A 22,414-nucleotide genomic window follows, 5' to 3' on the forward strand; every position below is an offset into this window, starting at 1 on the left:
GAGTAGTCTAATTTATACTATAGCTGGGTATTCTGTTACAATAGTTTACTTTGTATGGCATAAATCATGCATTTTTTGATACGCTTTTTGAAAACCAAGTAGGGAATAAGTATCATCAATGGTCACTGTTTTTGCTTTTCCATTCACTACCATTGATAATCCCTGCTTCATTTTTAGAATGAGATCTTGATCTATTTTTGTATGCTCTGCCCACGCAAAACTTCCATGTATTATGGGGAATGTATATTTAATTTTTTTGTCGATATTGAGAGCTACAGGCTCCTTATCATACTGAAAACCAGAGGTAACGCTTACCTCATCTGCTTTTTTATCAACATAACTAACCATTACATATGGTTTGCGGTTGGTTGTATAATGTTCGCTTTTTTNTTTAGGATAGGATACAATATAACATACTTTCTCTCCATCTTCCGATGCAGTATACACGAGCCAATCTTTATATTTTTCCTTCAATTGCACATCACTAACCGATGCAAAAGCGCCTATTGAAAAAAATATTAGAAATATAAAAAAACTACGCATGCAAACCAAATTTCAAACTTTCAGATTGTATATATCGTTTTACCTTAGCCATCGCCTGCTCAGCCAACTGTCTTATTCTTTCTCTTGAAACACAATATTTTTTACTAAGTTCATCCAGAGTTTGAATGTTTTCAGACAAATATCTACTGATAAAAATGTCTCTTGCCCTTTCGTTGAGGCTCGCTAGTGCATTGTTTAAAATTGTTTCTTTTAATTCTTTTTCTTCATGATTCTGATAGGTTACTTCTTGACTGACCAAGTTACATGGGATCATATCTTGTAACTCCCTTTTAGAATCATCACCTATTTTTATGCAATCATTTAGCGACTGATCCTTACAAGCCATACGGTAATTCATCTGTATAACGTCTCCTTCGGATACAGAAAGCTCATTAGATATTGCTTTTATTTCCTCATTGTTTAAAGTTTCCCTGTTTGTATACTGTAAAATTCTTTTTTNTATTTTACGTAAACTAAAAAATAATCTTCTTTGTGCTTGCGTTGTGCCTATCTTCACAAATGACCAAGATTTCAATATAAAGTCTTTTATTGAAGCTTCAATCCACCACACCGCATAAGTTGAAAAACGAAACCCTAAATCAGGATTAAACTTTTTCACTGCATGCATTAAACCCATATTCCCTTCCATGACCAGGTCCATCAACAATAGTCCATAATTTTTGAATTTCATTGCAATTTTCACTACCAAATTTAAATGGCTGGTAATCAATTTATGAGCAGAAGAAGCATCCTTATATTGGTTCCAATTTTTTGCTAATCGTACCTCTTCCTCTTGAGACAGCATAGGAAATTTTTGCACCCTAGCAATATATTGCATAAGATTGGTTCTGCTATCGACACATAAGCTTGCCATTGGGGTCAACATAACAACTTAAATTAAAACTCCATGCATATAATATATTGATTTTCGGGGAAAAATTCAAGCTTTGATTTGAAAAAAGTACAAATTTCCCATCTAATTGGGATCTTAAAGACGATAAGCCCCAACATAACATTGACATCCTGCCAGCGTGTAACGATAAACATTATAGTTTAAATAAAGTGATGTTATTCCAGTGCCTTGACACTGGAATCCACATTTCTTTTTCTAGATCCCAGCGTCATGCTACTTGGATGACAAGAAAAAACCCACTGGGATAACAAGACTGAGATAGACTAGAAATTAAACGCTACTCCAGCTTCTGCACCAACAGTGCTGTAAAGAACTCCTTTGATTCCGGCATCGTTTGTAGCTGCCTTATCAAAGTTAGCACCATAAGAACCGAAATAACGAGCTCCAGCATAAAGCTTGATTTCTGGAGTTACATCATAGCTAACACCAGCTTTTGCTTGATAAGCAAAACCGAATCCCTTTTGATCCTTAACTGCAGGAATCTTTGAAGGATTGCTGATATACGCTGCACCAACACCAACACCAATGTATGGAGTGATAGGCATATCTTCAATTGCTATATCGTAATAAACGTTAACTAACCCTGAAAATGCTGTTAAACTGTCCGCAATAGTATCTGCTGGCACAAATACTGCACCTGTAACATCATTTTTGTTTAGCTGTGAATAAAGCCCTTCAACATCAACCCTGATGTCGTCCATTTTGTAACCAAATGCGCCACTACCAGATATAAAAGATGCTTTTAATGGAGTATGATTTTCGGTGTCTTTTTTATATTCAATACCATCAACTTTTGTGAAAAGAGGTAAAATTTCACCGTTGTATTGCAAACGAACGTAGTAGCTAGTTTCTTCATCACTTATTGGACCAACAGGATCTGAAAAAGCAGAGTTTGATAAACTTAGCAACGTTGCTAAAGCGGCTGCTGAAAAAAACTTTTTATAATGCATAATTGTCCTCGTAAAAAAATTAAAATTCCACTTTAGCAGTCTAAGTAACAACTAAAGTTAAGTCAAGTGCTAACTTAATAACACAAAATATTCTACATTTTAACTAATTTTTAGGAAAAGACAAAGATTTTATTAATGAATAAATACGACTTTTGATTTTTTGGTATAGCTAACACAGGTAAGATTTACTATCGAAAGACCTCGTCATTCCGCTGCTTGTTAGCGGCTGAGATACCGCGCACAACTGTATGAAAATTGCAATTTGGGCCTACCAGGAGGGTGTCATTCCAGTCTGGGATCCAGGAATTNNTTATTAAGTTGGTAAGCATAAAAGTAGCCGTTTNTATGTTAAAACACAACGTTTTAATGATTATGGAAAAGCTGGATTTCAGACTGGAATGACACCATTTGTTGTCTTCAAAAATGAATGTTCGTACAGTTGTGCGCGGTATGATGTAGGGCTTATAGGCGCACTATATGAAGAAGTACTAGCGTTAGAAATATTAGGAAAGAAATACTTATACTAAAAGAAACTCCGGTAGTAAACTTAAAAAGGAAGTTTAAATCCAGATGGTAAACCCATCATACCTGCAAGATCAGAAGTTGCATTTGCCATATCTTCTTCTGCTTTTTTAACGGCATCATTAAACGCTGCCGTTACTAAATCCTCTACTATATCTTTTTCCTCATTTCTCATAAGTTCTAAGTCTATGTTCACCTTTTTAGCTTTATAGCTACCTATTTTTATGACTTCCACTAACACAGAAACTTTGCCACCACCAGAAATACCTTGAAACTCTTTTCCAATATATTTTTCTTGAGCTTCTGCAAGCTTTTTTTGCATCTCTTGCGCTTGTTTCATTATTTGACTAAAATCCACAACTTACTCCTTATTTTCTATATTAACTACCTTTGCACCTTTAAATGTATCAAGTATATCCTTAACTGCAGGTGCATAATTTAAATTACTCACTTCCCTGTTTATATAACCCGTATCAACTGTAATAACCCACTCCTGCTGAGTCACCTGGTTTAAGTAATTTTTTAAATCATTGCAAAAATTACTATCCAACTTAGATACAGCTTTTAATTTTAAATATCCAGGTTTACAATCTATTAATTGTAGATTATTACACAGTTGTTTGTAAAGATAAATTTGGTTACTTCGCCTTAATAGTTGCAAAATCTTATCAAAATCGTAATTTTGTTGTTTATTTTCCACATGGATCCCAGTGTCACGCACTGGGATGACAGAGGGGGAAGGTGCAACAGGTCTGCCCTGTCTATTTCCTTGCTCTACATTCTGCGAAAGAACTTTTTTGATCACCTGTTCTGGAGAAGGTAGATCAGAAAGATAACAGAGGCTAATTAACATCATTTCAGCAGCAACATCGTTGCATGTTGAAGTTTTTATATCTTGAATACCTTTAAGCAACACCTTCCACAATCTCGAAAAAAATATTAAAGACTTCTTTATACTTAAATCTTTTATCCTATTCTTTTCATGCTCTGTAACTGCATTATCAATTTCTTTTGTAATCAAAAAACGGCATACTAACTGAATTGTTTGCAATAGACCTTCAAAAATACTAAGTGGGTTTGCTGTTTTTATCGCCTTGTCAAACACTGATAGAGCTTTCTGTAAATCACCTTCTAATATTGCCCCTAATAGATCGAATGTAATATCTTTATCCACTAAGCCAAGTATGTCTGTCACATTTTTAGTGGATATTGCACCATCTTTGCTATATAGAACTGCTTGATTCATCAGAAACAAGGCGTTACGCATTGAATTTCCAGAGTGTCGTGCAATTAATTCTAATGCTCCCTTTTCAATGGAATAACTCTCTTTTTGTGCAACATCATTTAAACGTTCCACTATTTTAGCTACAGGAATGTTGTGTAAATCAAATCTTTGACAACGTGCAATAATAGTTATTGGTATCTTTTTTATTTCCGTAGTTGCTAAAATGAACTTTACACTAGATGGTGGCTCTTCTAGGGTTTTAAGTAGTGCGTTAAATGCGCTGCTGGATAACATATGTACTTCATCTATAATGTAGACTTTGAATTTAGAGCTTATAGGTGAATAGCAAATATCTCCCAGGATTACTTTAATATCGTCAATGCTAGTGTGACTTGCTGCATCGATTTCAAGTACATCTGGATGGCTTGAATTTTTTATTGCTAGACAATTTTCACATGATCCGCAAGGTTCAAAAATTGGCCCCAGGGAACAATTCAAACATAAAGCTATTATCCTTGCAGTGGTGGTTTTACCAACTCCACTACTACCAGAGAGCAGTATAGATTGTGGGATTTTGTTTAAAATAAAAGCATTTTCTAATACACGCACTAATATATCTTGACCTACTAGATCTTTAAAGCTACTAGGACGATGTTTTAATGCTATATTCATAGCCTCGGATAAAACAAATAATGAAATAGGTATGCAACCCAAAAAGGTTCTGATATGGCTGCTTCATTTCTGATCTGACCAAATTACAGAGTTTTTGCCTGCATACCTTATAAAATATTATACTTTTTTTTTTATTTAGCAAGGTATATCCTATATTAGTCTTATAATTTATATGTTAGACCTTTTGCGACATTACTTTGGAGTAAACAACTGTTACCTAAAATACTCTTCTTCTGTCATCCCAGTGCTTGACTACTTGGATCAAGAAAACTTAATTTTAAATGAATACATCAGGCTGTTGTATAATAAGAACTGGATTCCAGTGTCAAGCACTGGAATGACACCCTTCCGGTGGGAATTGCTCTCAAACTACAATGTTCGTACAGTTGTACTGGGATCCAGATATAAAAATATTTGCAAATTATGCAATGTACAATGGATTCTAGGAGTATATGTTAAAAATAACGTCCATAATGAAATAAACTGGATTCCATTGTCACGCACTGGAATGACAATCTATAGGTACTGGGATAATAAAAGAGGAATATTATGATTTTATATCATTTTCCTCTTTGTCCATTTTCACGAAAAGTTATAGCTCTTCTAAAAGAAAAAAAGTTGAGTTGTGATCTAGTGTATGAAAATCCGTGGGAAAAGCGTAATGAATTTATGGAGATCAATCCAACCGGGCAAGTACCAGTGTTAATAGATAATAACTTTGTAATAGCGGATAGTAATGCCATTTGTGAATATATAGAAGAGACTTACAATAGCGATGTCAAATTGCTTGGTTCATCCACTATTATTAAGTCTAAAATACGCGCTCTAATCAATTGGTTCGATAACAAATTTTACAATGAAGTTACTAAGTATATTATGAATGAAAAAGTAATTACTAACCGCAGCCCTGACTCTAGATTTCTTCATGCAGCTCAGCATAACCTGCCTTGCCATATGGAATACATCGAACACTTAATTAACAAGAACGTTTGGCTTGCAACCGATAAGTTCACTTTAGCTGATATTACTTTAGCATCGCATATTTCTGTAATAGACTACGTAAATAGTTTTCCATGGGAAAAAAGTAAAATTTTAAAAGAATGGTATTCCATTGTTAAATCAAGGCCTTGTTTTCGTGAGATATTATTAGAGAGAGTTTCCGGATTAACTCCTCCTAGACATTATGCTGACCTTGATTTTTAATTTATGTTAGCTTTAAAGCTACAGTCATTCCTTCATCAGTTGGAATCAATATAGAGAAATATTTCTTTTCATCTGATAATCTATCATTAAACTCCCTCATAGCATGCCATGATTTTTCTGATACTTCTTTTGTAGGCGATTCTAAAAATACTGTGTTAAACAATAGAGTGTTATCTGCAACGATTAGACCATCTTGTTTAATGTATGACTCTGCCCAATCTAAATACTTAGGATAACTACTTTTGTCAGCATCGATGAATATCATGTCAAAAGGTGCTTTTACTGATAATTCATTAAGTTTTTCCAATGCATTGCCTTCTATTAGAGTAATTTTATCACTCAGATTAAAAGCACTAAAATTTTTTTNTGCTATCCTTAAGTGTTGAGGATGATTTTCTATTGTATATATATGACCGTCTTCCAGCAGAGCTTTCGCCATACAAATTGACGAATAACCGTATAACGTACCAATCTCAACAATACTTTTGATTTTATGAATTTTTATAAATAAACTTAATAGTTTTCCTTCCTCAGGGCTAATCTGAATATGTTGCTTTTTTTCAAGGATACAATATTCTTCTATTGTTTTATATTCTTTTGCAAATAAGTTTCTTATATATGATAATTTTGTGCTAAAGTTATTACGCATTACTTTTTATATTGTAAATTAAGGAGGCTTAATTCATATAAAGTTTATAAATATAATAATATAGTTTGGAACAATAAAAACATTTATTTTAAGTTATTATTTTATGGTATAAAATTTTAAGTGACAAAAGTTATTATATATCGTACTATGGTTAACTAGTATAATAATCAATCAATTATTATATTAAAATTAGAGGAATTGTTCATGCACATTCCTCTTTGTTAAAATATGATTTTTATAATCAATTAGAGGGGGTTATATGTCTTATACTATTGCTAGTGAAGTTGAAACGTTAAATAAAAAATCTAACAAGAATGAAGGGGTTATGTTGCTACATAATCCAGCTTATCGTGAAAAGTATAAAGAACGTTTTAATGAAGCTCAGAGAAAAGTTATGGATATGGTTCAGTTTTATGATGGAACAATAGTATTAATAGAGAATAAAATCGCTATGTATTACTATACTTGGCACAGTAAAAAAAGAGAATTTGAGCGTAAAAAACAGCAAACAATAGTGAAAAATAATGACTCAGTATAGAGTCTTTTATGTGGTAAGCTACAGTGGATTACTTCATTATAGCTTTTCCATATAGTTTATCTATCACACTAGTAAAGTATTCCAGCGTTTTATATCCTTCATGTTTAATTTTATCATGCTCTATATATGATTTACCATCATTAAGCTTGATAAAAAATATTGGGGTGGCCATGATACCAAGTTTATTAATTGCCAGTGATTTATCATTTATGATTTTATCCATCATTTTCTTATCATTAATGCATTGGTTAAATGCATCTTGCTTTAAGTTGCTTAGTGCAGCAATTCTTTGTAGTACAGTCAAATCACTTAAATTGGAGTAATTCCACGAACCTATTGAATTAAAAACAGCTTTGTTAAAATTAAAATAGTCTTCTTGTTTTTCGTAGCAATAACTTAACATTGCAGCCTTTAGTCCTCTATAGTCCAAAGGAAAATGACGGAATACATATAACATCTTACCTGTATCTATATATTTTTTTTTAACTTTAGGAAAAACGTCCCTATGAAAAAGAGAGCAATGATAGCAAGTTAATGAAGCGTATTCTATCATTAGAATTGGTGCTTTGGGATCTCCTAATAATTTATCATCAGGCAAAGGTGATAGTAGTTCTTCTGGTGTTATTTCATCAGTTTTTTGAGTGTACTGGTTGTTGGATAAGTCTTGCTGAACAACTGCATAAGAATTAACACTTATAAGAATTAATAAAAGCAATAATCTAAAAATCATTATAATATAAACACTTAATTTACTAAAAGAAATTATGCATTTATATAAATAATGTCAAGATAACTTTTACTCAGCTAGGCTTTCAGCCCTATCTTTAAATGCAGCAATTATTTTACTTTGTGTATACTTATATACTGAGTTTAATAAAATGGAAAATGAGTTGGACTTAAACTTAAACTCTATATAAAACTTTACCATAGTTTTATTTTCATCTATGGAAATGAATTGCCATTCATTATATAGATGTTTAAATATTCCATTTGATGATACAGCTTTTATCCAACCTTCATTTGTCCCACTTGGAGAAAGAGAAGTAACTTCTGATGTATATCTACCTTTAATTCCATGAAAAGCTGCGAGGAGATCCACAACCATTTGGTTGTTAATTTTTTCTTTTATATAAACGGCTTTGCACCAAGGAACAAAATCAGGATACCTTTCAACATCAATTACAATTTGGAATACTTCATTAGGCGAACATAGGAAAACACCCTGTTCTTTGTATTGATGAAGCATAAATGTTAAACCAATCAAAATAGGATCCGTATCTACCGTCAGCCTTAGTAGATTCCTGAGACTAAAGTTAAGGTGGGCATCGCGTATCAATTTCAACGAAATTAACAGAGGCAATTCCCTTGACTAGAAATTATCGCTCGGGAAATTTAACTTAACTCATAACGCATAGAACAGACCCTTAATTAATTGTAGATGATTTATACAAGGTGTGTCTATAGATATATTAAAGCTAGCGATTATTATTTAATCTTTATTAAACTTTGCATTCTAAGTATCATAGCTAATAAATATATCTTATGAACATTACTAAAGTTTTAACTATTATTGTTTTTATTGTAATTTCTTCAAGTGCTTACACTAATTGTATAGATCACAAAATTTTTGTGCATACTATGAAGCAACAAGTGGATGGTATATCTACAAAGGAGAATAAAAAAAACCGGGAATGTGTGCAAAAAAAGCTTCAGGAGGTCATTCAAAACAATGTTAACCTCAAAGGAATATCGCAATTCGTTATAGGAAAACATTGGGCTTTAGTTAAACAAAAAGAAAAAGAAGATTTTTTAAGAGAGTATGAAGTGTATCTTACGCGTTTGTGCGTTAAAATTTTATATAAATACATGCATGATAGTGAAATGATCATAATGAGTACAAAAGCAGTTGACGATGAAACTTGCTTAATTGGTACAAGATTTTCTTACGGTGATGAAGAATTTACAAATATTGATTTTAAAGTTACTAAAAATAACAGTTCTTTCTTGATAAGTGATGTTGTAATGAGTGGAATAAGTATTGCTATTAATCAACGTTCTCAATTTAGTGAAAAAATCGACACGCATGGCATAGCAAGCGTTATAGCTGAATTAAAATACAATAACAATCCATGATATATATGCCTCATTGGCCTAAACCGCTTGGTAGTAGACCAAAGGATTTTTCTCTTGATCGCATAAAAGGCTTTCTTAGCAAACTAGATAACCCCGAGAAAAAAGTGCCTCCCGTAATTCATATATCTGGAACTAACGGGAAAGGCTCAACACTAGCATTTATAAGATATATAATGCAAGCAGCAGGGTATAAGGTACACGCATACACTTCTCCACATTTGGTGAATTTTAATGAAAGAATAGTTATTGCAGGCAGTTATATCGACGATAATGAATTATATAGCTTGTTAGAAGAATGCCGTGCCGTAATTGCAGAACAACCTATCACTCTGTTTGAAGCTGCAACTATTGCAGCTTTTTTAGCTTTTTCTCGTCATAAAGCCGATATAACTTTAGTTGAAGTGGGTATGGGTGGAAGACTTGATGCAACAAATGTTATAGATAGTCCGATTTTAACAATCATTACTTCCATTGCCCTTGATCATACAGAATATCTTGGCCCTACTATAGAAATTATAGCAGGTGAAAAGGCTGGAATAATGAAACCTAATGTTCCTTGCGTAATAGCACCACAAGAAAAATCTATAATGAACACGCTAGAACACCACGCAATAAATAAGAAATCTCCTCTGTATAGAGGAGGCCTTGAATGGAATTGCAAAAAACGACTATCTGTCATCCAAACTGGGATCCAGAAACAAAAAAATGAGAGGTCACGTGCTGGAGCTCGAATGATTTTTCAATCAGCTATTCAATCAATAGAATTTTCTTTGCCATCTTTAAAGGGTGATCATCAGGTGATTAATGCAGGCAATGCTATTGCAGCATGTAGCATTTTGAGTGGAAAATATGGATTTGATATTGGAGAAGAGGATATCACTTCAGGTTTACAGTGCACTTATTGGCCTGCACGACTGGAGCGTATAAAAGAGGGCAATTTAATTTCTTTATTACCAAAAGATTGGCAATTATTTTTAGATGGTGCGCACAATAATGACGGTGCTAGAGTGCTATCTCAGTGGGTAAAAGATAATTTTGCTGAAGGTATCTATATAATTTTTGGTGTTACTCGTAACAGAAATGTGGAAGAGTTCTTAGAACACTTGAAACCATATATCAAGTTATTATGTGCGGTTTGTGTTAAGTCTGAACCTAAAGCAACAAATACAAATTTGATTAGGGAAAAAGCCAATAACATAGGAATAAAAGCAGTTGAATGTGAATCAATTGGCGATGCAATATCAAATCACATATTAAAAGCCTCTATCCAAAACGTCAAAACCATACTAATCTGTGGCTCGTTATTTCTAGCCAGAGACCTTGCTATGGAGAATAGCTAACTTTAATGATATAGCTGACCCAAGCAATACGTCATACTGCCGCGGCGCTAACACGTAGCGGGATGACGGTTGTCGTTTAGCTATAAATGTTAAGAAATTTACCAAATGAAAAAAAGGCAAAAGAAGACCTAGTTATTGTCTATTTTCAGTATTGGCGTTTTTTAAGTCTTAAACACTGCAATTTAGCTGCTTTTAAATGCAACTCACCTTAGTTTAAATGTTTAAGAAATTTACTAAGCAGAAAAAAAGGCAAAAGAAATCCCGTGGTTGGCTAATTACTTACATTATACTTTCAAGTATGGCGTTTTTTTATTCTAAACGCTTAATAACCGCGATTTAGCTGCTTTTTAATGCAACTAACCTTTAGTCATAAATGTTTAAGAAATTTACTAAACAGAAAAAAAGGCAAAAGAAACCCTAGGGTAGCTAATTATTCACTATCCATTTTTTAAGTTGGCGTTTTTTAATGTTTTAAATGCTTTATAAGCGTATTTCAGCTTGTATAGGTAAAAACCTAGAAATTTGATAAAGACATAGAGTGCACATAGTGCAAAAAATTAAACATGAGACGCCAGATACGTGAGTTTTTTTTGTCATTTAATCTGTACAGAGAAGATAAATAAATAGCTTCATTTTCATGATAAGAGGACTGGCGAAGTTTGTCAAGTAAGTTTTTTCGTTTAATCCGTTTCTTGGCTTAGGTGCCCTTGACTTCCGGCTGGGTTGAATTTGTATAGCTACATTGTCGGTAAATCTAAATTGCTTTAATAATTTTGATTGAAAAATAGTTTTTCTATTATATAAATGCTACTTTAGAGTAATCAAAATGGAAGGCGATAAATATAGCTTAGGTTTAAGAGTTATCCATTGGTTGATGGCTGTTTTTATTATCGGTATGCTTTGTTCTGGACTTTATATGAAAAGCTTACCACTTAGCAATGAAATTAAGTTCAACATATACGCTATTCATAAGGCTTGCGGGATCACTATTCTCGGGTTGATTGTTGTACGCATATTTTTTCGCGTTTTTACTTATGTTCCACCACTTCCAGCAAATTTCTCTCGATTTGTAATCAATGCAAGTAAAACAGTACACTTTGGTTTATATTCTTTGATGTTGCTAATGCCACTATCTGGTTATGTTATGTCTTCTGCTTCTGGCAAACAGATCAAGTATTTTTTTCATATCCCTTTGTTGATTAATCAAAACAAAGACCTAGCTAACACGGCTAATCAGCTACATTCGACGCTTGCATGGTTTATGGTACTCTTTATAATCTTACATATACTTGGCGCTTTGAAACACACATTTATAGATAAACAAAATATTTTTAAACGTATGATATAGGTTATATGTTAAGTAGCCTCTGGAAAAAAGGAACAGATTTTCTTGGTAGTGAGTTTGCTATAATGGGTGGTGCTATGAGCTGGGTTTCGGAGAGAAACTTGGTTTCGGCAATCTCAAACGCTGGTGGTTTTGGTGTGATTGCATGTGGTGCAATGTTTCCAGACTTGCTAAAAAAAGAAATCATAGAGACGCAGCAATTAACTAACAAGCCATTTGGTGTGAATCTAATTACTATGCACCCAAAGTTGAGTGAGTTGATAGATGTGTGCATTGAAACGAAAGTGAGCCATATAGTGCTTGCCGGTGGACTGCCAACAAAGCCTAATATAGAAAAAATCAAGGGTGCGGGCATTAAAGTTATGTGCTTTGCACCAGCATTAAGCCTTGCGAAAAGGTTAGTAAAAATGGGAGTAGATGCATTAATAATAGAAGGAATGGAAGCAGGTGGGCATATAGGTCCAGTTAGCACTTCTGTTCTTGCACAAGAGATATTGCCTCATTTTAAAAATGAACAAATACCAGTGTTTGTTGCAGGTGGAATAGGAAGAGGTGAAATGATAGTTAATTACCTGGAAATGGGGGCAAGTGGCTGTCAAATAGGCACATTATTTGTCTGCACTAATGAGTCAATTGCCCACAAAAATTTTAAGGAAGTGTTTATTAAATCAGCTGCGCGTAATGCAATACCTTCTGTACAGATAAGTGCTGATTTTCCTGTAATTCCAGTAAGAGCTATAGCCAACAAAGCAAGCGATGACTTTATGAAGCGTCAAAAAGAAGTTATTGATGAATACCAAAAGGGACAGATCTCAAAAGAAGATGGGCAACTTGAAATAGAAAAGTTCTGGGCTGGAGCTTTAAGAAGAGCAGTAATTGATGGAGATGTTGAAACAGGATCTCTAATGGCCGGTCAAAGTGTTGGCATGGTTGATAGGGAAAAGCCTGTGAAAGAAGTGATAGATATATTAGTTCAACAAGCAAACAATCATACTGAACGCAAATCTGTAGAAGCAGCAAAGCAACCAGTAAGCAAGTCATAATTATCTCTGAAAGAGCCCATTATAGGGCATAATTGCCCAGTTTTAATGTAAAATTAACGCTAAAGAGGTATCTATACATTTTATTATGTATGGAGAAGTCTATGCCAAGTTCTAAAAAAGATATCAACCAACAATTGCACGACACTATATACAAAAAGGTAACAAAAAAAACACATAATCATGAAAGCCCAAAAAAAAATGGAGATGGAACTATCAAAAAATGCATAGAGTTGTTCAAGCAGGGAGCTAGTTCTGAGGTATTAACTCAATTAGAAGAATCACTGAAAGGACAAGAAGAATATCATGGTTATTATATCAAAAACTTTCTCCCAGCGTTGAAAACAGAAATAACAAACTCAGAAAAACTAGACTCAAAAAAAAGGGCAATAATAGTAGAAATAATTTTGGATATTACTAACAAGAGCAATGCTATGGAACCATTTAACGAACAAAGTCTTTCTGGTAAAGTTGAAATTCCCAAAAATTCAGGTATTAATCCTCTGGAAAGGGGTTCTTTAGCTAAGGGTGTCAGTGGAACAGGAACCCCTGGAACATACAAGATCCTTAGAAGTTCAGGCCATAATAGTGCTTCAGCATTTCCTACATTAGAACAATCACAATTGAATGGCTCCTTTAGCCAACCTTGTGAGGATTTAGAAAATGAGGACCCTAGTACAATTGCGGATGCTGTAGAAGTGCCAAGAAGTGCAAATACTTCTAAACTCAGTAATGATAATGGTTCAGATAGTGGAATAGATTCACCTAGAAAGAGTGAAGAAAGTTTAGAATCACCAATAAGTAGTAGAAGGAGCAGTATGAGCTCAATATTAAGCTCTGCTGGAGAAAATAACGATCCACAAAAAGAAGATACTGGGAATCAAATGCAACCAGAGCAGACTGCAGAAGAAGAGCCACAGGTGTCATCCCAGTGCGTGACACTGGGATCCAGAGAAAAAGAAAGTATGGATACAAATAGTCAAACTACTCAGATGACAGGCAGCCAGGCAAAAGATTCAATGCAACCCGAAGAAAAAAAGGACAAAAAAAATGTCATTACAACTGCGCAGAAACTTCCTGTGAATGAGAAAAAGGGTGAAGTTAAACAACCCAATAACAGAAATCTTCACGTTGCACTTGTAGCAGGTTGTGCTCTCTCTACAATAGGGTGCATTGTTGCAGGGGCAATGACATCAGGACTGGTAGGAGCAGGACTACTTGCTATGGCTGCAGTGTTTGCTATAGCAGCAGTAGCTGAATTGCATTCAAACTTCCTATCAAGTAAATTAACATCCATTAGTGTGGAACCTCATGTTAATGATAAGGAGCTTACAGCATGTTCACATCTGTAAAAATTAAATATGTGTTACCTGTAGTGGATAAGTGAATTCAGCTCTTGCCTGTTGATGTAAAAGTTGTTATAGTTGAGGAGTGTTTAAAAGGTGTTTAGTTTATGCACGTTCAATTGAATAAAGTTTTGGTTTTTATAGCTTTATTAAGTTTCATTTTTGCATCATATTCTAGCGAAGCAAGTGATGAATTAAAGGATGTACAAGAAAAGGTAAAAGATTTTATTTCTTCATTTTCAATTAAAGATACTGTAGAAAATATGAGTCCTTCAACAATCATAGGGTTGTGTATAGCTGCGGTGATACTTGCAGTAGTGTTCAGAGGTCTAATCTTTTTTATGATAATGTTTGGTGTACTGATCATGATGTTTGGTAGTACAGAAAAGGCAACAGACTACTTAAAAGAAAAATTTAATTTTGCAAAAGATATAAAATTACAATCCGATAGCGAAAAAAAAGATAAAAATTAAGATAGTATTTTTATCTTTTTTAATTATCTTTATTGAATACGCATATGCAGCTAAAAGTACCAACAATTAACCATAAGCTTGAGAAAAAGAACAACTTAGCATTACTAGAAAGCATTGATTTAGATTTTATTCCTTATGCTTGTCATTACGATGAAGAAACCATACTAACAAAACAGGGAGAATTATTAAAAATAATCAAGTTAGAAGATTATTCTTCTGTTGATAACTATAGCGACCTTAGAACTGAAATTAGAAAAAGTATATCAAAAAATATTAATAGCCTACATTTTACCATTTGGATTCATACTGTCCGAAAGCGCAATAAATTGAGCTTAAAATGGAATAAAACTGAAGACTTCTCTGATAAGCTACATTCAGCGCGGTTTGATAAACTTACTGATAGTAAATTACAGTATATAAATGAATTATATATTGTAATATTGTTTAGCGATTTTGGTAAGCATACTAATAATTCATTNTTTTTTAATAGAATAAAGAATAAGCATAAGCTGTCTTTACAAGAAAGCCACCAGGAGTTGCAAAAGATAACTGACTTAATTCACGATGATTTAGGACCTTTTGGAGCTAAAAAACTGGGTCTAAGATTTAGTGAAGGTGAAATATATTCTGAAATGATAGAATTTCTCCACTATATTGTTACATTAACGCACAAAGATTATCCAATATATGAAAGGGATCTGTCGCAATATATTAGAAATTTTAAAATAGCCTTTGGTTTCAATACGTTTCAAACAACCTTTGAAAATCAACAGAAATTTGGTTCTGTTTTCAGCATAAAGGAATACCAAGAAATCTCCTTAGGCAATATAGATAAATGCTTGCAGCTTGAATCTGAATTTATCATTACAGAAATAATGATATTTACTAGTAATAGTAAGGCAATAAAAGAATTTAATAAACAAATTAACATGCTACAAATTAGTGAGGATAATACCTTACTTAAAAGCTCAGGAATTGAAGAAATAATAGAACTTGAAAAGACCTCTAATATAGACTTCTGCCAACAGAAAATTATTTTTACAATATTTGCAGACGATAGGAATAAGTTAGCTGAAAGTATTGGTGATTTATCTTCTATAATGTCATTGATTGGCTTCATGATATTTAGAACTGATCTACATATGGAAAGTCATTTTTGGGCACAACTTCCAGGCAATTTTACTTTTATTACGCAACCGAAAGATATATTAGCAAAATATGCTTGCAGTTTTGCTATGCTGCATGATTTTACGTCAGGTACATTAAAAGGAGGAAGGTGGAAAGAAGCGGTAACAGTTTTTTTCTCAAAAGAAGGAAATCCTTACTTCTTTAATTTCCATGGAAAAAGAAATAATGGCCATACTACGATACTTGGAGCTCCAAATTCAGGCAGAACCTCACTCATTAATTTCCTATTATCAGAATCAAGAAAGTTTAACCCAAGAATTGTCATATTGGATAACACTGGAAAATCAATAATTTTTACTAAAGCAGTGAGTGGTAAATATTACATAATTGACCCAAAATATAAAGATAAAAGCCTAAAATTTAATCCACTAAACATTGAAGACAGTGCTTCCAATCGCAATATGCTGGTTGAACTGATCAAAAGAATGGTAGCCGATACGAGCTTGGTGGACGTAGAAGAAAAGATAAGAAAAGTTGTGGATTCTATATTTGCTATACCCAGGGAATCGCGTTCTATTTCGCAAATTTCTGAGGTGCTCTTGCTCCTTGGGGGTAAGATAAGTAGATGGTGTGACGATGGTGATTTTGCTTACTTATTTCAAGATGGTGATGAATCAGATATTGACTGGGAAACAAAAATTATATCTCTCAACACCGCAAACCTCACAAAACGAAAAGAATGTATGTCCGTGATACTTTACTATTTTTTATATTCTTTTGAGGCAAAATGTGATGGCTCGCCTGCAATACTTGTTTTGGATGAAGCATGGGAGATAAGTAATATCTTTCCTACAGAGAAAGAGTTTGATAACTGGATGCAAAGAATGACGGAACTAAATGTTGTGGTAATCCTAAGTACTGAAAATTTAAATCTCGCGTTTGCTAGCAAATTTACTCAATATTTAGACAAGCATGTTGATACAAGAATCTTGATGCCGAACATCAATGCAAATAGATTATACATGAAGGCATTTTCTTTATCAAAAGAGGAGCTGAATATAATTCTGCAGACGCCAACACAGGAAGGTTTATTTTTGATAAAACAGTACAAAGGGTTAGTAACTTTAAATTTAGATTTGAAGAATATGCAGGAAATACACGTACTTTCAGCTAACAAAGAGACTATAAAGTATATGTACGAGGCAATAAAGGAAAAAGGAGAAGAAGTTAATGAGTGGTTACCGGTGTTTTATGAGAAGTGTAAAGCTTAAAGCTAATTTTTTTTCCTAGTATTAATTTTGCTAATTGCAAGTAATGGATATTCTGATACCTGTGGAAAGATGCGTTTTCACACTGAAGCTGAAGCTGCGGCTAACAAAACTGGAAAAGGCTTAGCAAATTTTTTTACCTTTAATTGGAGCAATCTAGATTTTGATGAAAAATTATTGCAATATATCAAAGTCACAGCAATAAAAGACCAAGGAATTAATGGTTATTTCAATCCAAGGATTCAAGTCTGTGATTACGAAGGAAAAGATAACTGCTATCAATTAGGTAACGGAACATCCTGCCGCCAAATATATGGAACACAGACAAGTGGAGCTGGAGTTTCTGCAGCAGTTTTTATCGACTGGGAAGGAGATACAGTTTTAAATGATGGAAAATTTAAGGAAGGGATTGCGAAAGGTCTCGAGTGGGAGTGGGTAGATAATGTTACTGATGAAGAAAAAAGGAAATTTGCTAATTCTCCTAAGATATGCGCCTGCAGTCAAAAAGCAGCCTGCATAGGAGATTTTTTCTCATTTTTTACTAAAATAGGTGAAGGAGCAAATATTTTTCGCCCTGGATATATGGCAAATACCTGTGATACTTGCTATCAGGAAAAAGTAAAATGTGCCCCTGTGCCACTTGCACCTNNGGCCCCCCCTCCATTTTGCGAGCAACTTGCAATGTCACCTCCACAAGTTAGAATTGTTCCTATAACAAATGGAGATAATGATTACTTTGATCCAAGAGTTGGAGTGATGATTAGCGGACTGGAGGAAAGAAAAGGGTTAGGTTTTCCACACGTTGTTTCAAATAATAAGAATGTTCCAAATTACTCATATACTGTTACAGATAAGGATACTCACTATTACTTCAAAACCTATAGAAAAAAGGGCCAGCTCTGCGCTGAATACCTTGGAACTCAAAGTATAGATGAAAAAAATCCACAGTTCGTCCGCTGTTTCCCGGCACCACCTGCTCCAGAGCCTAAAATATTAAGGATAGTGGATGCAAATACATTAGAAATAGAAATGAAGATGAGCGAGAGCACTTGTAGAGCACAAGGAACCTACAGTGATGGTTTATGTACTTTTCATGTTACCAACCATCCTATAAACATTGGCCCTCTATCTTTAAAAGTAGTGAAACCGAGAATAGTTCAAAGAACAACTAGTAACAATAGAAGTAATATTAACGATATTATAGAAGGTATATTTAACAAGAGTTCTCGATTTGAAATTTTAAAACGGCATAATTACATTCCTAATATTGGGATTGAGCTTCCTCCTCCTGGTGATGATTGCAGTCTAACAAATCCTAGGGAAGATAATAAGTGTAAATCCATTAAGTTAGAATTAGATAATATGGGACAACCAAAAATAGAAGTAAGATATATGACAGTAAGAGATCAAGCAAATTCTAACAGTAAAATGCTTTGTCTTTCTGGATGGCAGCCAGAACCAGAGGAGTTTGTTCTTAAAAGAGAAAATAAAATAATACCACTAAAATTAAAGGGAACAAGATATACTAAATACAATGCTGTTTACTCCAAGGAATCAAATCGGTTCTATTATCTTCCAAGCAAGGAAATAGTTGACCCCTTAAACAGATCTCAAGATGAGTTGGATCAAATAATATTTAATAAGCAAGGGTATGTTTTCTTCCCTGACGAAAATAAACAGGAAAAGGGAAAATGCAGTTACTGCGTGGATCACGATAAAGACATAGATGAAAAATTTATAAACAATAAAGTCAAAGTAGTATATAAGTTGATAGATACAGAACATAAAGAAGGATGTAAGCAAGGTGATGATGGTTGCATCTGTTTTAATGGGGTGTGTAGTCGCTCAAAACAATATTTGAATAAAAATGAAGATGATAAGCCATTTTACTTAAGGTATGAGGAAGTGGATTGTAAAGATAAGGATGGTAAAGTATTAAGAGATGAAAAAAATGAAGTACAAAAGTGTACACAATTAAAGGATCAACTGATTAAAGCAGATAGAACAGAGGTCTTTTACGCTGATAAATTGTGTAGACTTGACTGGGAAGGTTTAAAAGAGAAGTTNAAAAGAGAGAATCGAGGAACAACTGAAAAAAGAGAAACAAGAACCGGAAAAAAAGAGCGANNAAAGTCCCATGATTTTGGAAGTGGAAATCATGATGTGGATGGCTCACAAATAACATCTAGCCATGTTGAAATAGAAGTGTGGGGATGCGGTGAAGCAGGTCACATAAAAGATACACCCATTCGCTGCGAGTCTCATGTAGATCCAGCCACCAAGAAGAATGCCTGTTCCACTGAAACTAGAGCAGGAATGCCAGGAGATTATATTAAAGCTGAATTGGAAATTGATCTTGATTATCCTATCTTTGACATTGAAGCTTCACAGGGAGGAGGTAACAGAGAAAAGAGATATACAGATAAGGATGGGGGTCCTATTTTTATAAGAAAGTGTCGTGTAGGCAAACAAGAGTGCAAGGATTTAATCACTATGGGAGGTGGAGGTATCTATAAAGAGTATGAGTATAAAGGTCGGTATAGGGATTATATGGAAACAATAATTGATGATAGTGTAAAATTAAAAGAAAAAACCACAATAACAGGATTGCGGGATACTGAAGATAATAGGATAGCATATATAGAAAATGGTAAAATCAAGTATGAAACAGTAGAGTGTAGAAAGGGTTTTAGAAGCAGTAAACCTGGTGCAGGTGGTTGCATTGATAAAAGCAAAGGAATTTATGGTAAAGGCTCTGCAGGGCAGGTGAAGGTAACGCCTATTATAAAGGGATTTGACAAAAACATAATAGATGATGCTATTGAAAAAAGAATAGGAAACCGATATGATCCCGGGGAGGTTAGGGATTTTTCGAGGAGTGAGTTTGACACGAGTTTAACTAAGATGATTGAAGAGGGACTCAAAAAAGAATTGTTAAGGTAAAAAGATATAGCTCTGAGAATTATGTTCTCGTTTTAATAATTAATTAAAGTAAAGCATGTAGTAAATGGTGTATCTTAACAAAAAGGTATAACGAATGTAAGAGGAGGGTGCTTTATGTCTCTAAAGAATAAAATTTCTGAGTTAATAGAACAACAATTTAGCATTAAATACCATGACAATTATTTGGCTTACACTATACATAATTGGGCTGCAAGCGAAATATCTGATTCTATTACTTTTTGCATAATTGGTTGTGGAAATTGCAAGATTGGATATCAAGATGTTGCAAAGTCATTCAACATAACAAAAGAGGAAATTGAACAAGGCAATCAACTATGTTTTTTTAAAAATTTTTTATTTGTGTAACTTTGTTCAATCATGTGGGCAATAAAAACCCGTTTGTCGTAGAAATAGAATTTTATGTCAAACAGCTACTGCCTCAATGAATATGTGCTTTAAGTCTGTGTTTATTCACAATATTCATTAACCCATTTCAGTGACTGCTGTGTAAATCAATTGCTTCTTTAAGTCTTGCATTAGCAATTACTATAATTTTTCGCATTAGAGCNNTTACCATTTTCTTCTTACCACTTTCAACAAGCTTGGAATAAAAGGCACCAAGTACAGATTTNNGAGCAGACATGGCTGCTGTAAAGAGCTTTGAACGAACATTACTTCTACCACCTGTTATTCTTCGATAACCAACAGCTTTACCACTTTCCTTAGGGTGNNAGCCTGCAAGACTTGCTACTTCTTTTCTGCTTAAGCAACCAAGCTCTGGACAGANAAATCTTGTGATAACTTTGCCAGGAACTGTTTTAAGGATTTTTTGACGTTGTTGTAATTCACGGCTTTCGTCAATAATCTTTTGTATAGTATTATTGAGTTCGTTTATTTGACTATCGAAAAACTCGATGGTCTTTTGACAGCTTTCTTTTATATGNNCCGGTGCTTCCAGTCTACATTTTTCCTGAACTCTCATTTGCGTAACGACGTTGGCAAACAAGGTTGATTGCTTTTCAGAAGTAGGGAGAGAGAGTTCTATGGNCGCATATTGAGCAAGAGCTCTTGCATCNNTAGACTTTGCTAAAGTTCCGTGTGACAAGATGAAGCTTTTTACTTTACGAGTATTAGCTCGATGCACGGCAATATTTTTGTCAATAAGAAAATGTGATAAGCCAATNNTTCCTGTATTTTCTAAAGTTACTAAAGAATTAGGTAGAATGTCTGAAAACTTTTTAAACAATTGTTGCCAACCAGAAGCATTATTATTAAACTCAACAACACTCTTCTGTTTGTAAATCGCAACAACATTTTTAAATTTTCCGATGTCAATGCCAATAAAATTTTGATAAGATGTAAGAGCATGTCTTCAAACTCAAGAATGAGCTAATTTGTGAAGCATAATAGTGATCATATTAAAAAAGATGTTATTTTTTGAAGTGAGAGGAGAATGCTCATAATCCTTACTCATACGTCTAAAATTGGAGAGCCAAGCAAAGGTTCTCTCAACAATCCAACGTTTAGGAATAACCTGAAATCCTGTATCAACTACTTTCTTGGTAATCGTCAACAAACATCCAGTTTCCAATAAACAGCGGTTTTGCAATTTACCTGTATATCCTTGATCAGCAAAAAACTTACGTAATGTTGGAGCTTTGCATTTGGCTTGAACAAAAAGATTTAGTGCACCATCACGATCTTGAATGCTTGCACTGTGTACTTCAGCAGCAATTACAAGACCTAGAGTATCTACAACGATGTGGCGTTTTCTACCCTTTACTTTCTTGCCAGCATCATATCCTCTGGATCNCCCTTTTTGAGTGGTTTTTACTGATTGACTGTCAATTATTCCTACTGATGGAGTTTCATTCTTACCAATTATCTTTCTTAGTTTTTTAACTAGAAAATCATGAATTTCTTGCCATATTCCACTTTTTTTTAAACGCGAATTACAACTATACACGGTTTTCCATGGTGGAAAATTCTTAGGTAGTTGTCTCCATTGACAGCCTGTTCTCATCACATACCTTATTGCATCGATAATCGTTCTGATACTGTGTTTTCTTGGTCTGCCGGTCTTTTTAGGTTCAAAATATTGCTCTATCATCTTCCATTCTTTGTCACTTATATCGCTTGGGTACATTTAAAATATATCTTATAACACACTTCTTAACTCCTTT

21 protein-coding genes, 2 other RNA genes and 1 pseudogene are annotated in these 22,414 nt (G+C 33.9%); 12 read left to right on the forward strand and 12 right to left on the reverse strand.

The window, feature by feature from the left end:
- Positions 1-45: 45 nt before the first annotated feature.
- The 6 genes from NOX90_RS06735 to ffs all read right to left on the reverse strand — a co-directional run bounded on the left by NOX90_RS06735 (position 46) and on the right by ffs (position 4,936).
- Positions 46-543 carry an invasion associated locus B family protein gene (locus tag NOX90_RS06735; protein WP_375604009.1) on the reverse strand — a complete coding sequence of 166 codons (498 nt, stop codon included), beginning with the start codon at positions 541-543 and terminating at the stop codon, positions 46-48.
- Positions 536-1,429 carry an RNA polymerase factor sigma-32 gene (locus tag NOX90_RS06740; protein WP_375604010.1) on the reverse strand — a complete coding sequence of 298 codons (894 nt, stop codon included), beginning with the start codon at positions 1,427-1,429 and terminating at the stop codon, positions 536-538. Before NOX90_RS06740 ends, NOX90_RS06735 begins: the two co-directional genes overlap by 8 nt.
- Positions 1,430-1,719: 290 nt before the next feature.
- A complete protein-coding gene (locus NOX90_RS06745; RefSeq protein ID WP_375604011.1) occupies positions 1,720-2,406 on the reverse strand; it encodes a P44/Msp2 family outer membrane protein in 687 nt (228 codons plus the stop codon).
- A 547-nt stretch (positions 2,407-2,953) separates the two neighbouring features.
- The gene (locus NOX90_RS06750; RefSeq protein WP_179951361.1) at positions 2,954-3,268 is read right to left on the reverse strand and encodes a YbaB/EbfC family nucleoid-associated protein; all 315 of its coding nucleotides are present in this window, start codon (positions 3,266-3,268) and stop codon (positions 2,954-2,956) included.
- 21 nt (positions 3,269-3,289) lie between these two features.
- The gene (dnaX, locus tag NOX90_RS06755) at positions 3,290-4,825 is read right to left on the reverse strand and encodes a DNA polymerase III subunit gamma/tau (protein ID WP_375604012.1); all 1,536 of its coding nucleotides are present in this window, start codon (positions 4,823-4,825) and stop codon (positions 3,290-3,292) included.
- Positions 4,826-4,846: 21 nt separating this feature from the next.
- Positions 4,847-4,936, reverse strand: an RNA gene (gene ffs / locus NOX90_RS06760) — signal recognition particle sRNA small type.
- Positions 4,937-5,048: 112 nt separating this feature from the next.
- On the opposite strand from ffs, the pseudogene NOX90_RS06765 reads away from it, so the two are divergent.
- Positions 5,049-5,177 (forward strand): annotated as a pseudogene (locus tag NOX90_RS06765) (WPE palindromic element domain-containing protein); the annotation flags it as partial.
- 197 nt (positions 5,178-5,374) lie between these two features.
- Positions 5,375-6,028 carry a glutathione S-transferase family protein gene (locus NOX90_RS06770; RefSeq protein WP_375604013.1) on the forward strand — a complete coding sequence of 218 codons (654 nt, stop codon included), beginning with the start codon at positions 5,375-5,377 and terminating at the stop codon, positions 6,026-6,028.
- A 1-nt stretch (position 6,029) separates the two neighbouring features.
- Here the strand turns inward: NOX90_RS06770 and NOX90_RS06775 are convergent, their stop codons facing one another.
- Positions 6,030-6,677 carry an O-methyltransferase gene (locus NOX90_RS06775; protein WP_375604014.1) on the reverse strand — a complete coding sequence of 216 codons (648 nt, stop codon included), beginning with the start codon at positions 6,675-6,677 and terminating at the stop codon, positions 6,030-6,032.
- Between the two features lie 259 nt (positions 6,678-6,936).
- On the opposite strand from NOX90_RS06775, the gene NOX90_RS06780 reads away from it, so the two are divergent.
- A complete protein-coding gene (locus NOX90_RS06780; RefSeq protein WP_375604015.1) occupies positions 6,937-7,215 on the forward strand; it encodes a DUF2671 domain-containing protein in 279 nt (92 codons plus the stop codon).
- A 28-nt stretch (positions 7,216-7,243) separates the two neighbouring features.
- Here the strand turns inward: NOX90_RS06780 and NOX90_RS06785 are convergent, their stop codons facing one another.
- The 3 genes from NOX90_RS06785 to ssrS all read right to left on the reverse strand — a co-directional run bounded on the left by NOX90_RS06785 (position 7,244) and on the right by ssrS (position 8,641).
- On the reverse strand, positions 7,244-7,945 hold the full coding sequence (locus NOX90_RS06785; protein ID WP_375604016.1) for a thioredoxin domain-containing protein: 702 nt from the start codon (positions 7,943-7,945) through the stop codon (positions 7,244-7,246).
- Positions 7,946-8,011: 66 nt separating this feature from the next.
- Positions 8,012-8,461, reverse strand: coding sequence for a type II toxin-antitoxin system RatA family toxin (locus tag NOX90_RS06790; protein ID WP_375604017.1), 450 nt, complete (start codon positions 8,459-8,461; stop codon positions 8,012-8,014).
- Between the two features lie 19 nt (positions 8,462-8,480).
- A non-coding RNA gene (ssrS, locus tag NOX90_RS06795) (6S RNA) lies at positions 8,481-8,641 on the reverse strand.
- 116 nt (positions 8,642-8,757) lie between these two features.
- Here ssrS and NOX90_RS06800 point away from each other — a divergent pair.
- The 9 genes from NOX90_RS06800 to NOX90_RS06840 all read left to right on the forward strand — a co-directional run bounded on the left by NOX90_RS06800 (position 8,758) and on the right by NOX90_RS06840 (position 20,597).
- Entirely contained in the window at positions 8,758-9,348 is a 591-nt protein-coding gene (locus tag NOX90_RS06800; protein WP_375604018.1) for a phospholipid-binding protein MlaC, read from the forward strand.
- Entirely contained in the window at positions 9,345-10,688 is a 1,344-nt protein-coding gene (locus NOX90_RS06805) for a bifunctional folylpolyglutamate synthase/dihydrofolate synthase (RefSeq protein WP_375604019.1), read from the forward strand. The genes NOX90_RS06800 and NOX90_RS06805 overlap by 4 nt, the downstream gene beginning before the upstream one ends.
- Before the next feature lie 826 nt (positions 10,689-11,514).
- On the forward strand, positions 11,515-12,036 hold the full coding sequence (locus NOX90_RS06810; RefSeq protein WP_375604020.1) for a cytochrome b: 522 nt from the start codon (positions 11,515-11,517) through the stop codon (positions 12,034-12,036).
- 5 nt (positions 12,037-12,041) lie between these two features.
- A complete protein-coding gene (locus NOX90_RS06815) occupies positions 12,042-13,076 on the forward strand; it encodes an NAD(P)H-dependent flavin oxidoreductase (protein ID WP_375604021.1) in 1,035 nt (344 codons plus the stop codon).
- An 89-nt stretch (positions 13,077-13,165) separates the two neighbouring features.
- Positions 13,166-14,425 carry a DUF350 domain-containing protein gene (locus NOX90_RS06820; protein WP_375604022.1) on the forward strand — a complete coding sequence of 420 codons (1,260 nt, stop codon included), beginning with the start codon at positions 13,166-13,168 and terminating at the stop codon, positions 14,423-14,425.
- 101 nt (positions 14,426-14,526) lie between these two features.
- Positions 14,527-14,892 (forward strand): hypothetical protein, encoded by a 366-nt coding sequence (locus tag NOX90_RS06825; RefSeq protein WP_375604023.1) that lies wholly within the window; start codon positions 14,527-14,529, stop codon positions 14,890-14,892.
- Between the two features lie 44 nt (positions 14,893-14,936).
- Positions 14,937-17,291, forward strand: coding sequence for a type VI secretion protein (locus NOX90_RS06830; RefSeq protein ID WP_375604024.1), 2,355 nt, complete (start codon positions 14,937-14,939; stop codon positions 17,289-17,291).
- Between the two features lie 27 nt (positions 17,292-17,318).
- Complete coding sequence (locus NOX90_RS06835) at positions 17,319-20,231, forward strand: hypothetical protein (RefSeq protein ID WP_375604025.1); 2,913 nt, start codon at positions 17,319-17,321, stop codon at positions 20,229-20,231.
- 114 nt (positions 20,232-20,345) lie between these two features.
- Positions 20,346-20,597, forward strand: a complete 252-nt coding sequence (locus tag NOX90_RS06840) for a hypothetical protein (protein ID WP_375604026.1) — start codon at positions 20,346-20,348, stop codon at positions 20,595-20,597.
- Positions 20,598-20,724: 127 nt separating this feature from the next.
- Here NOX90_RS06840 and NOX90_RS06845 read toward each other — a convergent pair whose 3' ends face one another.
- Entirely contained in the window at positions 20,725-21,573 is an 849-nt protein-coding gene (locus NOX90_RS06845) for an IS110 family transposase (protein WP_375604631.1), read from the reverse strand.
- A gap of 36 nt (positions 21,574-21,609) precedes the next feature.
- Positions 21,610-22,377 (reverse strand): IS5 family transposase, encoded by a 768-nt coding sequence (locus NOX90_RS06850; RefSeq protein ID WP_375603768.1) that lies wholly within the window; start codon positions 22,375-22,377, stop codon positions 21,610-21,612.
- Positions 22,378-22,414: the final 37 nt, after the last annotated feature.

Source organism: Wolbachia endosymbiont of Anurida maritima, from assembly GCF_042182995.1.
Taxonomy (GTDB): domain Bacteria; phylum Pseudomonadota; class Alphaproteobacteria; order Rickettsiales; family Anaplasmataceae; genus Wolbachia.